Genomic DNA, 14,422 nt, shown 5'->3' on the forward strand with positions numbered 1-14,422 from the left:
GCTTACAAATTTTGACTCATCTTGGATTAAGACAATAACATTTGACAATGGAAAGGAGTTTGCTCGGCATGGTGAAATAGCAAAAGACGTGAATGTAAAAGCATACTTCACAAGACCATATACCTCTCAAGATAAGGGAACTGTCGAAAACAGAATAGGTGTAATAAGAAGATTTTTTCCAAAGAAAACAGACCTTAGAGAAGTCTCAGCTAAGAGAATAAAAGAAGTAGAAAAATTACTAAATTACAGACCAATTAGAAAGTTTAATTATAATAACCCTATTGAAGTCCTAAATAATAAGTGTGTTGCACTTATGGGTTGAACTCAGCCATTTAATAAAAATCCAAAAATATATATTCCGCAATATGGCGGTTATTTTGCTTATGCTATTGCCGAAAAATCTGAAAAAGTAGATATAGACCCTAAAACGTTCGAAATTAGGGACGGGAAGCTCTATTTATTCTATAATTCTTGGTTTAACAATACATTAACGTCATGGCAAGAAAATGATGTGAAAGGTTTACAACGTAAAGCCGACAAAAACTGGGAAGCTATGAATCTAAAATAGTTTAGAGTTCTATGAAAAAGAAAGATTAGCTTCTCATAATAGTTGATTGGTTTAATGTTAAACGTCCCGTAAATTACGGGACGTTTTTCTATTTATACCACTTTAATTATATAAGTATTCTTCTTTCCTTTGTTGATTATGATATATTTATCGTTAATCAAATCTTCTTCAGAAAGCTGATACGCTTCTTTTACCTTTTCCTTATTAACTGATACAGCATTCTCTTTTAGCGCACGACGTGCGTCACTATTAGAGGCCAAAAAGTTTGTTTGAGCTGCTAAGGCGCCAATCATATCCAGTTGCGGTAATTCGTCTTTAGATATTTCTGCTTGCGGAACACCTTCAAATACATCCAAAAATGTTTTTTCATCCAACGTTTTAATGTCTGCTTTAAACGTTTTACTAAATAATATGTTCGATGCTTTCTCTGCATTCTCAAAATCAGATTTGGAATGTACCATTATTGTAATCTCTTCAGCTAAACGTTTTTGAAGTCCGCGTTGATGGGGTACTTCTTGATGTGCTGCAATTATAAAATTGATTTCATCTTCAGTTAAGAATGTAAATATTTTAATATACTTCTCGGCATCTTCATCACTAGAATTTAACCAATATTGGTAAAACTTATATGGTGAGGTTCTATTCGCATCCAACCAAACGTTTCCGCCTTCAGACTTACCAAATTTAGAACCGTCACTCTTCGTAATTAAAGGACATGTAATTGCAAAACCTTTTCCTTGAGCAACACGTCTAATTAATTCTGTTCCTGTTGTGATGTTTCCCCATTGATCGCTTCCACCCATTTGGATAGAGCAATTATTTTCTCTGTATAAATGCAAGAAATCATAACCTTGAACGAGCTGATATGTAAATTCTGTAAAGGACATTCCGTCGGTAGATTCCGAAGAAATTCTATTTTTTACAGAGTCTTTTGACATCATATAGTTTATCGTAATATGTTTACCAACATCACGAATAAATTCTAAGAATGAAAACTCTTTCATCCAATCATAATTATTAACCAACTCTGCGGAATTAGCTACATCACTTTCAAAATCTAAAAAGTGAGCTAATTGATCCTTAATAGCATCTTGGTTATGACGCAATGTTTTCTCGTCAAGCAGGTTACGCTCACTAGATTTCCCAGAAGGATCCCCAATCATTCCGGTTGCTCCACCCACCAATGCAAATGGCTTATGACCACAGCGTTGATAATGTGCTAACAGCATAATTGGTACAAGATTACCAATATGAAGAGAATCTGCCGTTGGATCAAAGCCAATATAGGCAGATCGCATGGTTTCCATTAAATGTTCTTCTGCACCAGGCATGGTATCATGGATCATACCTCTCCATTTCAATTCTTCTACAAAATTCTTTATCATAATATCTATATTAGTAATCTTTGACAAATATAGATTTATACGTCAAAAGAAAAAAGACTAATTTTACAAAATGATTTTAGTTACAGGTGGTACGGGCTTAGTTGGATCTCATTTGTTGTTCAAATTAGTGAGCAATGATTCTTCTGTTAGAGCCATTTACAGAAGAGCTCACAAATTAGAGTCTGTGAAAAAAGTATTTAGTTATTATACTGATGATATTGAAACCTTCTATAATAAAATTGAATGGGTTGAAGCTAATATTAATGACATCCCTTCATTAGAGGCTGCTTTTATAGATATCACTCACGTCTATCATTGCGCTGCTTTTATAAGTTTTGAACCTAATAAATATCATGAACTCCGAAAAATAAATATTAAAGGCACAGCGAATATTGTAAACCTCTGTATCTCTAATACAGTTAAAAAATTATGCTATATAAGTTCTATTGCAGCGATTGGAAATGAACCAAATGAAGACACACTCGTTACAGAAAAAACAGAATGGAACCCAGAAGCTGATAATAGTGTTTATGCTATCACTAAATATGGAGCAGAAATAGAAGTTTGGCGAGGTACTCAAGAAGGTGTGGATGCAGTAATTGTGAATCCTGGGATTATATTAGGTCCTGGATTTTGGAATGCAGGAGGTAGCGGAAGTCTATTTAAACAGATTTACAAGGGACTAAAATTCTATCCTAAAGGGACTTCTGGATATGTTGACGTATGGAACGTTGTAGATTGCATGACGAAGCTTATGAATAGTTCTTTAAAAAATGAGCGTTATATTTTAATTGCTGAAAATTTAACCTTTAAGATCTTTCAGGATAAAGTTGCAAAAGCTCTAAACGTAAAATCTGCAAATAAGGAAGCCTCTTCACTTTTATTATCAGTCGCTTGGAGATTAGATTGGTTAAGTCATAAACTTTTTGGTAAACGCCGAAAATTATCAAAACAAATGGCCAAATCAATTTCTAGTAAAATAGTTTTTGATAATTCTAAACTAAAAAAGGAGCTTCACTTTAGTTTTACTCCTATCGACGATTCTATAACTCGAGTTTCAAAATATTATTTAGATGAATCGGGATAGTTTTTGTAGTCTAATTTTTTCGTCTCGTCTAGTTTTCTAATCTTTTTGACTTTTAGCGTATCTACTAATTGTTTAATGGAATCTTTTTTGCGTTGTTTTTCTTCGGTATCCTTATCAATTTTAGTTTGAAATTCATCTTTAGTCTTAATGATACGATCTTCTACTCTAATTATAATAGATTCATATTCTTCGACGTCAAAACCATAATATTCATTACTTGAAACGAATTGCAAACTATCAATTCTATATTTTTTAAAGATATAGTCTTCAGGGTGGACACCTTGATTTTCAAGAATAGTCTTACTTGTTCCTTTTGCTGCATTGATGATTAAAACTTCATATAGAATATCTACCATTTTATCTTTAGAAATAAGATCATCTGGTTTTTTAGGTTTTTTAGCGGAGTTGCAACTAAAAACCAGTATAGTCATTAAGAAAATAAAAACCTGTCTCATATGCTTATATGTATTATTATTTCAATGGACACCTAATGTTCGCTACTAAAAATCGCCTTGTATGATCGCTCTTTTTGTAGGCTCGTTCTATCTATTAAAAGTTAATCGTTTACCTGCTTTTACGTCTAAAACCTTAAAATTATTATAGACGAGCGTACCATTCAAAAAGGTATGTGTTATTCTAGACCTAAACGTTGTACCTTCAAACGGAGACCATCCACATTTATAAAGTATATTGTCCTTATTTACTGTCCACGGATTATTTATATCGACTATAACTAAATCTGCAAAATACCCTTCTTTAACATATCCACGTTTCTCTACTTGGAATAAAATTGCTGGATTGTGAGCCATTTTTTGTGCAATCTTTGGTAGTGATATTTTGTCCTTATGAAACATTTCTATCATTGCAACCAAGGCATGTTGCACTAAAGGCCCTCCAGAGGGCGCTTTGGTGTACACATTGTTTTTTTCTTCAAGCGTATGTGGCGCATGGTCTGTGGCGATCACGTCTATTCTATCGTCTAAGAGCGCTTCCCAGAGTTGATCTCTATCCTTTGCTGTTTTTACAGCTGGATTCCACTTTATATGTGTTCCTTTTTTGTCGTAATCTTCATCACTAAACCACAAATGATGGATGCATACTTCTGCTGTTATTTTTTTATCCTTTAAAGGAATCTTATTACTAAACAAACTCGTTTCCTTTCCCGTTGACAAATGAAAAACATGTAGTCTAGCTCCTGTTTTTTTTGCAAGTTCTATAGCTTTAGAGGAGGATAGGTAGCATGCTTCTTCACTCCTAATAATTGGATGTTTTGACATCGGAATATCATCGCCATACACCTCTATATGTTCTTGTAAATTTTTTCTTATTGTCGCTTCATCTTCACAATGAACAGAAATAACCATATCTGTACTACTAAATATTTTTTCCAATACTTTAGGATCATCAACTAACATGTTTCCTGTAGATGAGCCTAAAAACAATTTTAAGCCAGCGACGGTTTTTGGATTAACTTTTAAAATTTCTTCTAGATTATCATTAGTCCCACCAAACATAAATGAGTAATTAGCATGAGACGTTTTTGAAGCTACTTCAAATTTTTCTTCTAACTTCTCAACAGTTGTTGTTTGAGGGTTTGTATTTGGCATTTCAATAAACGATGTAATCCCTCCTGCTATTGCTGCTCTCGACTCTGAAGCAATATTCCCCTTGTGTGTTAATCCTGGTTCTCTAAAATGAACTTGATCATCAATAACGCCAGGGAACACATAATTACCTTCGATATCAACAACTATGACATCAGAAGATTTTGCGCTAATTGAATCTGATATTTCTTTGATATACTCCCCTTCAATTAAAATATCTCCTTCTGTAACCGATCCCTCGTTTACTATCTTAGCATTTTTAATAAGTATGGTTTTTTTCTTCATCTTAGCTTGTAAATAAACTTTTTAACTTCATATTAATAACACCAAAAATAGCTTCAGAAATGATACCTCCACTCATTTTAGATTTCCCTTTTTTTCTATCGGTAAAAACGATAGGAACTTCAATTATCTTAAATTTATTGAGATATGTATTAAATTTCATTTCTATTTGAAATGCATAACCAACAAATTTTATATTATCCAAATCGATCGTTTCTAAAACGCGTCTATGATAACATACAAATCCTGCAGTGGTATCGTCTATTCTCATCCTCGTAATTAACTTTACATATTTTGAGGCAAAATAGGATAACAGTAATCGCTTCATATCCCAATTTACAACATTAACTTTATTGTTAATATACCGAGAACCAATAGACATATCTGCCCTATCGATGGTACAAGCGTTATAAAGATTTATCAAATCATTAGGATTGTGTGAAAAATCAGCATCCATTTCAAATATATAATCATATTGTTTAGTCAAACACCATTTAAACCCTTCAATATAAGCAGTACCAAGTCCCGTTTTTTTAGGCCTAATCAATAAGTGAAGTTGACTACCAAACTCATTTTGTAATGCTTTTACTGCTTCTGATGTCCCATCTGGAGAATTATCATCCACTACTAAAACATCAAAGGACTTCTCTTGAGAAAAGACTGCTCTTAGTATCGCTTCAATATTTTCTATTTCATTGTACGTTGGTATGATGACAATAGCATCTCTCATAAAATAATATTCGGACTCGACGTGTTAGTTGCGGACAAAAATAGGTGTTTTATCACTTCAAATTAAGTATAAAAATCATAAACAATGTTAATCCTAAGATTAATGATTTTTAGCTGCTTGAAATAAGGTATTAAATCATCAAATATTCTTCATAATTTTGTACCATGCTTAGAGACGTAATTTCTAATGATTGGTTTACTATTTTTCTAGTATTAGGCTTAGGGCTTATAACCGTGTCTAAATTTTTATTTGCGCATAGATTTAAAGACTTTTTAGTCGTTATAGGTAATTCTAAGTATCTAAAAATATATGCTAGAGAACAAAAATTTATTGATGGTTTTGATGCGCTTCTATTTTTCAATGGCATACTTTCAGTTTCTATATTTGCCTTTCTAAGTTATAGTGTTCTAGTTAATTCATCTGAATTTAATATTAATCAGTTTTTTAAATTGCTTTTTGGGATTGGTGTTTTATTTTTAATGAAAGTACTTCTAGAACGTTTGATTGCAAGCCTTTTTAATATTGACGAAGTTGTCGACTCCTACTTATTTCAAAAAACTACATTTAAAAATTACTCAGGTTTTATATTACTTCCTATTAACTGTCTGTTAATATACGCTTTAGAACCTACAAAAAACTTAATTTATGTGATTATTGGGCTAATAATTTTAATTAATATAGTTGGCTTTGCCACTTCATTTAAGAATAATCAAAAACTATTAATAAATAATATATTCTATTTTATTTTGTATCTTTGCGCACTTGAAATTGGTCCCTATCTAATTTTATATAAGTTAATTAAAGATTTCAACGCATAAAACACTTTAAGTAATATGACGAAAGTGAAAACGATTTTAGTATCCCAACCAGAACCTAAAATAGAAAACTCCCCTTACTTTGATCTTCAAGAAAAGCAAAAGGTAAAAATTGATTTTAGACCCTTTATTCATGTAGAAGGTGTAGAGGCTAAAGAAATAAGACAACAAAAAATTGATCTTGCTAATTATACTGCAATAATTCTAACAAGCAGAAATTCTGTTGACCATTTCTTTCGAGTTGCAGATGAAATGCGTTTTAAAGTACCAGATTCGATGAAATATTTTTGTCAATCTGAGGCTGTAGCTTACTATCTTCAAAAGTATGTAGTATATAGAAAACGTAAAATATATGTTGGTAAACGTACGTTCGCAGACCTTTCTCCTTTAATTAAAAAATATAAAGAAGAATCTTTTCTATTGCCAACAACAGATAAACTTAAACCTGAAGTTCCCGAAATATTAAACGAATTAGGAGTAAAATGGAAACAGTCTGTGTTTTATAAGACAGTGATTAGTGATCTATCAGATCTTGCTGATGTTTACTATGATATTTTAGTGTTCTTTAGCCCATCAGGAATAGAATCTTTATTTCATAACTTTCCAGGGTTTAAACAAAATGATACACGAATAGCTGTTTTTGGAAACACGACAATAAAAGCTGTTGAATCTCATGGTTTAAGAGTAGATATTTCAGCTCCTACCCCTGAAACACCTTCTATGACTATGGCTTTAAAAAAGTACATAGATAAGGTTAATAAAAATAAATAAAACGATTAATTAAAACATAAAAAAAAGCGATTTCAAATTTGAAATCGCTTTTTTTTGGTCTCTATATATTGTTTTTCTATAGCGCATAACGTTGAGGACCCCCTCTTCGTATTTCCTCAGTTGCATGCTCTTCAAACTCTTTGAAGTTTTCTCTAAAAGCATTAGACAACTTAAGCGCAGTTCTATAATAGGCTTCATCGTTATTCCATGTTGTTCTTGGACTCAAGACTTCATTAGGAACTCCAGGACATGATCTTGGTTGAGCAACCCCAAACACAGAGTGTATGTGATAGTTTTCATAAGTATACGCTCCTAAATCACCATTGAGAACAGCGTTAATCATAGCGCGTGTATATTTAAGTTTCATTCGTGTTCCTACACCATAAGGTCCTCCTGTCCAACCTGTATTGACTAACCATACATTAACTCCAGATTCTTTCATCTTTTGGCTTAACATATCGGCATATTTTGTTGGATGTAAAGGCATAAATGGCGCTCCAAAGCAAGCTGAAAAACTTGGCATCGGCTCAACAACTCCCGCTTCTGTCCCCGCAACCTTGGCGGTATATCCAGAAATAAAATGGTAGGCTGCTTGACTAGGCGTTAACTTTGAAATTGGAGGTAACACACCAAATGCATCTGCTGTTAAAAAGAAAATGTTTTTAGGGTTCCCACCTATTGATGGTTTTCTAATATTTTCTATATGGTAAATAGGATAACTAACGCGCGTGTTTTGAGTGATTGATGTATCTTCAAATTGAACATCTCCTTTATCATTCATGACGACGTTCTCAAGAATTGCTCCTTTTTTGATTGCCGCATAAATCTCAGGCTCTTGTTCTTGAGATAAGTTTATCACTTTAGCGTAGCAACCACCTTCAAAATTAAAAACCGTATTCTCTTTGGTCCAACCATGCTCATCGTCACCAATCAAACTACGATCTGCATCTGTAGATAATGTCGTTTTACCTGTACCAGATAAACCGAAAAATATAGCAGTATCTCCGTCTTTTCCTACGTTAGCACTACAGTGCATTGGTAAGGTGTTTTTAAAGACTGGGAGAATAAAGTTAAGGGCAGAGAAAATTCCTTTTTTGATTTCTCCTGTATATCCAGTGCCTCCTATTAGCGCAATTTTACGTGTAAAATCTAATATCGCAAAGTTATGTTGTCTTGTTCCGTCGACTTCAGGATCTGCCATAAATCCTGGCGCACTAACGATAGTCCACTCTGGAGTAAAATCCTTTAATTCTTCTTCCGTAGGGCGTAAAAACATATTGTATGCAAACATGTTACTCCAAGGATATTCGTTTATAACACGAATATTCAATCTGTAATTATCGTCTGCACAGGCATAACTGTCTCTTACGAACACTTCTTTATTTGAAAGGTAGTCTGTAACTTTATTGTATAGAGCTTCAAACTTATCAGAGTCAAAAGGAATATTAATCTTTCCCCACCAAACGCGATCTTTTGTGATATCATCTTTAACAATAAATCTATCTTGTGGTGAACGCCCAGTAAATTCACCTGTATTAACTGCCAAAGCACCAGAAGAAGACGCTACGCCTTGTCCTTTCTCTATGGTCAATCTATGAAGCTCATCTGAGGATAATTGATATTTAACTTTAGCATTTTTAATACCGTAAGCTTCTAACGCAATCGTTTTCGTCTTTTGTGTATGGTTTACCATAATTTGTTTATGTTGTTTAGATTGCAAAATTAAACAATATTTTAAAGTAGTCCGCTTATTTTAAGATTTATCACTGTCTATTTTTAAAAAGTTTATCAACACGAGAAGCCAAGCAATAATTAATAACAATCCACCTATTGGCGTCATAAAACCAATAGCTTTAAAATCAAAGCTCGTAATATCATTTATTGATAAAGCATATAATGAACCCGAAAAAAACAAAACACCAATGAGTACCAAATAAAAAATTATTCGCTTAGTTTTTTCAGACATTGGTGAGAAACCTCCTATAAATAAAAGAAATAAAGCATTATACATTTGATAACGCACACCTACTTCGAAAGTTTGTATCGCCTCTAAAGTGATTAATGACTTTAATCCATGCGCACCAAAGGCGCCCAGCATGATAGCTATTATACCAAAAAGACTTCCTAAGACAAGATTTTTTTTATTCATATATATTGGCTTTAGGTTTTTATAACCCTTTGTATTTAGTAAATTCGTAGACACAAAATTACTCAACTCAACCCACTATGCGAAAGATTTTAGTTATAGGTTCTGGAAAATCCACTTCTTACCTCATAAAACATTTATTAGACAAATCAACCCAAGAAGAACTTCATATTATCGTTGGAGATATCAATATTGGTAATGCAAAAAAACTAATTGGTGATCACGAAAATGCCAATGCAATCACTTTAGATGTTTTTGACAAATCATCTAGGCAAGCTGCAATAGAAAATGCAGATATTGTAGTCTCCATGCTTCCCGCGAGATTTCACCTCGAAGTTGCAAAAGATTGTGTTGCCTTCGGAAAAAATATGGTAACAGCTTCATATGTTAGTGAAGACATGCAAAAGCTAAACAAAGTAGTTACAGACAAAGGCCTCGTTTTTATGAATGAAATAGGTGTTGATCCTGGTATTGATCACATGAGTGCTATAAAAGTCATTGATAACATTAGAGACAAAGGCGGTAAAATAGTACTGTTTGAATCATTTACTGGAGGATTAGTAGCTCCTGAGAGTGACAATAACCTCTGGAATTATAAATTTACATGGAATCCAAGAAACGTTGTCGTTGCTGGTCAAGGTAGTGCTGCAAAATTTCTTCAAGAAAACACATACAAATACATCCCGTACAATCGACTTTTTAGAAGAACCGAATTTCTTGAAATTGATGGTTACGGTCGTTTTGAAGCCTATGCCAACAGAGATTCTTTAAAATACCAGTCTATTTATGGTTTAGACACTATTAAAACCCTATATCGTGGTACAATTCGTCGTGTTGGCTTTAGTCGTGCTTGGAATATGTTTGTGCAATTAGGGATGACAGATGATAGCTATACAATAGATGATAGTGAGAACATGAGCTATCGTGATTTCGTAAATTCCTTTCTTCCATATAGTCCTACAGACTCTGTAGAATTAAAGTTTAGACATGCCTTAAAAGTTGACCAAGATGATATTGTTTGGGACAAATTAGAAGAGGTTGATATCTTTAACAAAACTAAAATGGTCGAGCTCAGAAAAGCGACACCAGCACAAATTCTTCAGAAAATATTAATGGATAGTTGGACACTTGAAGAGGACGATAAAGATATGATTGTTATGTATCATAAATTTGGGTACGAGCTTAATGGTGAAATGCACCAAATAGACTCTACAATGGTTGCCATTGGAGAAGATCAAACATATACAGCCATGGCAAAAACAGTTGGACTACCTTTAGCGATTGCAACTTTGGCTATTTTAAATGAAGAAATCACGACACCAGGTGTTCAAATTCCGATATCAAAAGAAGTTTACAAACCTATTTTAAAAGAGCTTGAAGAATTTGGTATTAAATTTACTGAGAAGGAAGTACCTTATTTAGGATACAACCCTTTAAACGTATAATTTTTATTCCGAAATATGCTTGGCTCAAAACTCTTCTATTTCTATGAAACGAGCATGTTAAAAGAGCATTATAATCCAAGAGAATGATTAATAGCGAACAGCATGTGACCACTGAAAAAGAATAGATAAAACACATGAAAATAGTTAATCAAAACATACAAATAGACGGAATCGATAAAAAGATATTGCGTGCCTTAATGGAAGATGCGAGAACACCAATTTTGGAAATCGCAAGATCAGTAGGGATTTCTGGAGCTGCTATTCATCAACGATTGCGTAAATTAGAAAAATCTGGTTTAATCTCTGGTTCCAAATTTGTAATTAATCCAAAAGTTTTGGGTTACACGACTATGGCTTTTATTGGTATTTTTCTTGATAAAGCCATTAGCAATCCAGAAGCTGTCAAGCAATTAAAAAAAATTCCTGAAGTTTTAGAATGTCATTACACAACTGGTAATTGGAGTATCTTCTGTAAGATTTTATGTAAAGATAATGAGCACCTAATGCAGGTCCTTAATAGAGATATTCAATCTATAACGGGTGTATCCAGGACAGAGACTTTTATTTCATTGAATCAACAAATTGATAGGCAGATAAAAATTTAAATTTAAAACAGTATTAAAACAAAAAGGCAACCTTTTATTTAAGGTTGCCTTTTTGTTTTAATACCCGTTCTGCCTGCATTATGCCTTTAATAAAGCTTATAGTTATCATAAACATTTATTATGCAAATATCATTTAAATATAAATTATATTTATATACAAAAAAATGTTACGTTATGAAAAATACTATTTTATTGGTTTTATTAGCAATGCTAATTACCAACTGTGCTGTAATTAGACCTGGAGAAGCAGGTGTTAGGCAAACATTAGGGAAATTGGAGACAGAAGTAACCACTCAAGGAACCATTGTCTTTAATCCATTTACAACGCGAATTATTAAAGAATCTATCCAAACAAATAACCTAGAGTTATTACTTAACTTACCTAGTAAGGAGGGATTAAGTGTAGAGTCAGAAATTTCAATATTATATAGACTAGAAGTCAATAAGGTTCCTTATATTTTGGAGACTATTGGTCCAAATTACAAAGGGGTTATTACTAGTGTATTCAGATCTGCATCTGCAGATGTATGTTCACAATTCTTTGCTAAGGACATGCACTCGGGTCGTCGTGCAGATATAGAAGAAGCCATCCAGATAAAAATGGCTGAAAACCTTAAAACACAAGGTATTATTATAGAAGCTGTTTTGATGAAGAGTATTCAATTACCAAGAGGATTATCTTCTTCTATAGAACAAAAATTACAAGCAGAGCAAGACGCCATGCGTATGGAATTCACTTTACAACAAGAGCGCCTTGAGGCTGAAAGAAAAATCATCGAAGCCAAAGGGACTAGAGATGCACAAATAATTTTATCAGAGGGTTTAACGCCAGCAATTATAAAAATAAGGAGTATAGAAGCCTTCAAAGAATTAGCCAAATCTGCAAACAGCAAGATCATAATTACAGATGGCAAAACCCCTTATCTCATAAATTCAGATAAAAATTGATTGTATAGCAAATTATATTTAAAACAAAAAGGCAACCTAATTTAAGGTTGCCTTTTTGTTTTAAAGTTGAGAATCAATTATTTTATTATTAACTTTTTAACCGTGAATGCGTTTTTCGAAGAAATTGTCACAAAACACATTCCCGGAGACCATACAAAAACCAAATTATCAGAACCAAATGTAATATTTGATAAATTTGAAATATTCAATTTTAATGGGATGGCTGCTACAGCTTCATCATAAGCAGTATCTGATCCTCGTGGATTCGTATTTGAACCAATATAATTAGCAGGATTTATCAGTGCTATTTTAGCCGCTTATATAGCAGCAAATAAAGATCCTCCAGTATAGACTGTATGATCAAATTCCAAACCATCAACTACTCCAGCGCTAACTCCTAAGTGTACTCTTGGCATCCCAATATCACTTAATCCAAATGGCACAAAAGTTTGAAATAATATAGGTGCTTTACAAGAATAAAAACAAAACCGAATACATGTAAAAAACGTAATTCGGTTTGTTGCTTGTTTCTTCGGAAGGATTAATTTCGACCTCCAAACACTTGTAAAGCCCAATATAATAGAGACGCTAATGCACCTATTGCGGCAACAAGATATGTTCTAGCAGCCCATTTTAGTGCATCTTCAGATCCTTTATACTCTTCTGGAGTTAGCATGTTTTTATTTTTTAACCAAGCCAATGCTCTGTTACTTGCGTCGTACTCTACTGGTAATGTGATAAAGCTAAATAAGGTAGCAAATCCCATAAACAGCAATCCAGCAACAGACACCCAATACCCCAATCCAACACCAGCTGCAGCACCAAAAATCAACCCACCTATAACTAGCCATTGAGACATTCCTGAAGTTACGCTTACAATTGGCACTAAAGCAGATCGCATCCCTAAAGCACTGTATGCTTGTGCATGCTGTACTGCATGTCCGCATTCATGTGCTGCAACAGCTGCTGCAGCTGCATTACGCTGATTGTAAACCGCTTCACTTAAATTAACTGTTTTATTTTTTGGATTGTAGTGATCTGTCAATTGACCAGCAACCGAAATCACCTCAACATCACTAATACCATTATCTGCGAGCATTTTTTCGGCGATTTCTCGTCCGCTCATACCATTTCGCAATTGTATTTTAGAATATTTTGCGAATTTTTGTTTTAATTTCTTGCTTACTAACCAGCTCACTAATGCTATAGCGCCAATTAGAATGTAGTATCCAATCATTCCGTTCCTGTTTTTTTTAAATTAAAATCTCAGAATTAATATAGCAAAAAGTGAGCCAATTTGTAGATAGGAAAATTTGTCAGTTAAGATCTTACAAAAAAGGATTTAAAAAATTGAAGCTGTACTTATTCTATTGATTCAATGACTTCAACAGCACGATCTAATTCAAAAACAATAATTAATAACGCTACTTTAGGTTCAGAAAAACTTGGCGGTTTACCCAGCTTATAAACAAAATTATCTTTTCCGAAGAGATTTGTATCGTAAGGTAGACCCAATAGATTAATAATATCATCTTTAGATTTTCTAATGAGCAAATCACTGTCAATAATATCATCTGCCATTTGATAACGCATTGAGGGATTTGCGCTCCAACCCTTCTCATCAAACTGCTCTTCAAAAGTCCAAATCAAAAAAGACCCTATTAATGCCGCTGCAAAAAACACAAAAAGAACCTTATCATGTTTTTTGAGTATAAACCGCATTAGTCTTTAAGTGCTATGGTGTTTACTTTAAAACGATCATCAATAATATCTCCAGAAACCTCCGCAGTTCTAATCACTTCACAAAAGCCTGAGTCCTTGTCATGAGCATCTCCAAAATCATCAATATCTGCACCATCAACAAAATAGGCTTTATCGTCTATTCGTACTGCCAAATCACAACCCTCTTGTGAAGTTAAACCAAATTGGCATTGACCACAGGATAACTCGACCGTTTGCTTTTTTGAACTTGCAGAATTACATGCAAAAACTGTAATAACTAATACTATTAATACTTTTAATTTCATAATTCTAAT

At 33.3% G+C, this 14,422-nt stretch carries 17 protein-coding genes and 1 pseudogene; 8 read left to right on the top strand and 10 right to left on the bottom strand.

Annotated elements, in window-relative coordinates; genetic code table 11:
• The coding region (locus H593_RS19210; RefSeq protein WP_157588851.1) for an IS30 family transposase at positions 1-322 on the top strand (322 nt) is incomplete at its 5' end.
• Positions 323-340: 18 nt separating this feature from the next.
• Positions 341-568 (top strand): annotated as a pseudogene (locus tag H593_RS21295) (YHS domain-containing (seleno)protein); the annotation flags it as partial.
• Positions 569-660: 92 nt separating this feature from the next.
• On the opposite strand, the gene tyrS reads toward H593_RS21295, so the two are convergent.
• The gene (gene tyrS / locus H593_RS0112785; protein ID WP_028872813.1) at positions 661-1,953 is read right to left on the bottom strand and encodes a tyrosine--tRNA ligase; all 1,293 of its coding nucleotides are present in this window, start codon (positions 1,951-1,953) and stop codon (positions 661-663) included.
• 70 nt (positions 1,954-2,023) lie between these two features.
• Between tyrS and H593_RS0112790 the strand changes: the two genes are divergently transcribed.
• Positions 2,024-3,040 (top strand): NAD-dependent epimerase/dehydratase family protein, encoded by a 1,017-nt coding sequence (locus tag H593_RS0112790; protein WP_028872814.1) that lies wholly within the window; start codon positions 2,024-2,026, stop codon positions 3,038-3,040.
• On the opposite strand, the gene H593_RS19215 is transcribed toward H593_RS0112790, so the two are convergent.
• The 3 genes from H593_RS19215 to H593_RS0112805 all read right to left on the bottom strand — a co-directional run bounded on the left by H593_RS19215 (position 3,019) and on the right by H593_RS0112805 (position 5,656).
• Positions 3,019-3,495, bottom strand: coding sequence for a DUF4296 domain-containing protein (locus H593_RS19215; RefSeq protein WP_084142327.1), 477 nt, complete (start codon positions 3,493-3,495; stop codon positions 3,019-3,021). The two genes, H593_RS0112790 and H593_RS19215, sit on opposite strands and share 22 nt — an antisense overlap.
• Positions 3,496-3,582: 87 nt before the next feature.
• A complete protein-coding gene (locus tag H593_RS0112800; protein ID WP_028872815.1) occupies positions 3,583-4,929 on the bottom strand; it encodes a dihydroorotase in 1,347 nt (448 codons plus the stop codon).
• 1 nt (position 4,930) lies between these two features.
• A complete protein-coding gene (locus H593_RS0112805; protein ID WP_028872816.1) occupies positions 4,931-5,656 on the bottom strand; it encodes a polyprenol monophosphomannose synthase in 726 nt (241 codons plus the stop codon).
• Positions 5,657-5,820: 164 nt separating this feature from the next.
• Here H593_RS0112805 and H593_RS0112810 point away from each other — a divergent pair, with 164 nt between their 5' ends.
• Together H593_RS0112810 and H593_RS0112815 are read left to right on the top strand one after the other, a co-directional pair.
• Complete coding sequence (locus H593_RS0112810) at positions 5,821-6,474, top strand: DUF4271 domain-containing protein (RefSeq protein WP_028872817.1); 654 nt, start codon at positions 5,821-5,823, stop codon at positions 6,472-6,474.
• A gap of 15 nt (positions 6,475-6,489) precedes the next feature.
• Complete coding sequence (locus tag H593_RS0112815) at positions 6,490-7,242, top strand: uroporphyrinogen-III synthase (RefSeq protein WP_028872818.1); 753 nt, start codon at positions 6,490-6,492, stop codon at positions 7,240-7,242.
• 76 nt (positions 7,243-7,318) lie between these two features.
• Here the strand turns inward: H593_RS0112815 and pckA are convergent, their stop codons facing one another.
• Both pckA and H593_RS0112825 read right to left on the bottom strand, forming a co-directional pair.
• Positions 7,319-8,935, bottom strand: coding sequence for a phosphoenolpyruvate carboxykinase (ATP) (gene pckA / locus H593_RS0112820; RefSeq protein WP_028872819.1), 1,617 nt, complete (start codon positions 8,933-8,935; stop codon positions 7,319-7,321).
• A gap of 60 nt (positions 8,936-8,995) precedes the next feature.
• Complete coding sequence (locus tag H593_RS0112825) at positions 8,996-9,391, bottom strand: DUF423 domain-containing protein (RefSeq protein WP_028872820.1); 396 nt, start codon at positions 9,389-9,391, stop codon at positions 8,996-8,998.
• Between the two features lie 77 nt (positions 9,392-9,468).
• Between H593_RS0112825 and H593_RS0112830 the strand changes: the two genes are divergently transcribed.
• The 3 genes from H593_RS0112830 (at position 9,469) to H593_RS0112840 (ending at position 12,386) form a co-directional block, all read left to right on the top strand.
• Positions 9,469-10,833, top strand: a complete 1,365-nt coding sequence (locus H593_RS0112830; RefSeq protein ID WP_028872821.1) for a saccharopine dehydrogenase family protein — start codon at positions 9,469-9,471, stop codon at positions 10,831-10,833.
• A gap of 134 nt (positions 10,834-10,967) precedes the next feature.
• Positions 10,968-11,438, top strand: coding sequence for an Lrp/AsnC ligand binding domain-containing protein (locus tag H593_RS0112835; RefSeq protein ID WP_028872822.1), 471 nt, complete (start codon positions 10,968-10,970; stop codon positions 11,436-11,438).
• Positions 11,439-11,612: 174 nt separating this feature from the next.
• Complete coding sequence (locus tag H593_RS0112840; protein WP_028872823.1) at positions 11,613-12,386, top strand: prohibitin family protein; 774 nt, start codon at positions 11,613-11,615, stop codon at positions 12,384-12,386.
• 317 nt (positions 12,387-12,703) lie between these two features.
• On the opposite strand, the gene H593_RS21430 is transcribed toward H593_RS0112840, so the two are convergent.
• The 4 genes from H593_RS21430 to H593_RS0112865 form a co-directional block, all read right to left on the bottom strand.
• Positions 12,704-12,829 (bottom strand): hypothetical protein, encoded by a 126-nt coding sequence (locus H593_RS21430; RefSeq protein WP_261793638.1) that lies wholly within the window; start codon positions 12,827-12,829, stop codon positions 12,704-12,706.
• A 98-nt stretch (positions 12,830-12,927) separates the two neighbouring features.
• Positions 12,928-13,623, bottom strand: a complete 696-nt coding sequence (locus H593_RS0112855; protein WP_028872824.1) for a zinc metallopeptidase — start codon at positions 13,621-13,623, stop codon at positions 12,928-12,930.
• A gap of 125 nt (positions 13,624-13,748) precedes the next feature.
• Positions 13,749-14,108, bottom strand: coding sequence for a hypothetical protein (locus H593_RS0112860; protein ID WP_028872825.1), 360 nt, complete (start codon positions 14,106-14,108; stop codon positions 13,749-13,751).
• The gene (locus H593_RS0112865) at positions 14,108-14,413 is read right to left on the bottom strand and encodes a DUF6370 family protein (protein ID WP_028872826.1); all 306 of its coding nucleotides are present in this window, start codon (positions 14,411-14,413) and stop codon (positions 14,108-14,110) included. The genes H593_RS0112860 and H593_RS0112865 overlap by 1 nt, the downstream gene beginning before the upstream one ends.
• Positions 14,414-14,422: the final 9 nt, after the last annotated feature.

Source organism: Psychroserpens burtonensis DSM 12212 (assembly GCF_000425305.1).
Taxonomy (GTDB): domain Bacteria; phylum Bacteroidota; class Bacteroidia; order Flavobacteriales; family Flavobacteriaceae; genus Psychroserpens; species Psychroserpens burtonensis.

Bases quoted from the DNA above. Each gene is read 5' to 3' on its own strand.
- tyrS (WP_028872813.1), bottom strand. From the start codon at position 1,953: ATGATAAAGAATTTTGTAGAAGAATTGAAATGGAGAGGTATGATCCAT.
- H593_RS0112790 (WP_028872814.1), top strand. From the start codon at position 2,024: ATGATTTTAGTTACAGGTGGTACGGGCTTAGTTGGATCTCATTTGTTG.
- H593_RS19215 (WP_084142327.1), bottom strand. From the start codon at position 3,495: ATGAGACAGGTTTTTATTTTCTTAATGACTATACTGGTTTTTAGTTGC.
- H593_RS0112800 (WP_028872815.1), bottom strand. From the start codon at position 4,929: ATGAAGAAAAAAACCATACTTATTAAAAATGCTAAGATAGTAAACGAG.
- H593_RS0112805 (WP_028872816.1), bottom strand. From the start codon at position 5,656: ATGAGAGATGCTATTGTCATCATACCAACGTACAATGAAATAGAAAAT.
- H593_RS0112810 (WP_028872817.1), top strand. From the start codon at position 5,821: ATGCTTAGAGACGTAATTTCTAATGATTGGTTTACTATTTTTCTAGTA.
- H593_RS0112815 (WP_028872818.1), top strand. From the start codon at position 6,490: ATGACGAAAGTGAAAACGATTTTAGTATCCCAACCAGAACCTAAAATA.
- pckA (WP_028872819.1), bottom strand. From the start codon at position 8,935: ATGGTAAACCATACACAAAAGACGAAAACGATTGCGTTAGAAGCTTAC.
- H593_RS0112825 (WP_028872820.1), bottom strand. From the start codon at position 9,391: ATGAATAAAAAAAATCTTGTCTTAGGAAGTCTTTTTGGTATAATAGCT.
- H593_RS0112830 (WP_028872821.1), top strand. From the start codon at position 9,469: ATGCGAAAGATTTTAGTTATAGGTTCTGGAAAATCCACTTCTTACCTC.
- H593_RS0112835 (WP_028872822.1), top strand. From the start codon at position 10,968: ATGAAAATAGTTAATCAAAACATACAAATAGACGGAATCGATAAAAAG.
- H593_RS0112840 (WP_028872823.1), top strand. From the start codon at position 11,613: ATGAAAAATACTATTTTATTGGTTTTATTAGCAATGCTAATTACCAAC.
- H593_RS0112855 (WP_028872824.1), bottom strand. From the start codon at position 13,623: ATGATTGGATACTACATTCTAATTGGCGCTATAGCATTAGTGAGCTGG.
- H593_RS0112860 (WP_028872825.1), bottom strand. From the start codon at position 14,108: ATGCGGTTTATACTCAAAAAACATGATAAGGTTCTTTTTGTGTTTTTT.
- H593_RS0112865 (WP_028872826.1), bottom strand. From the start codon at position 14,413: ATGAAATTAAAAGTATTAATAGTATTAGTTATTACAGTTTTTGCATGT.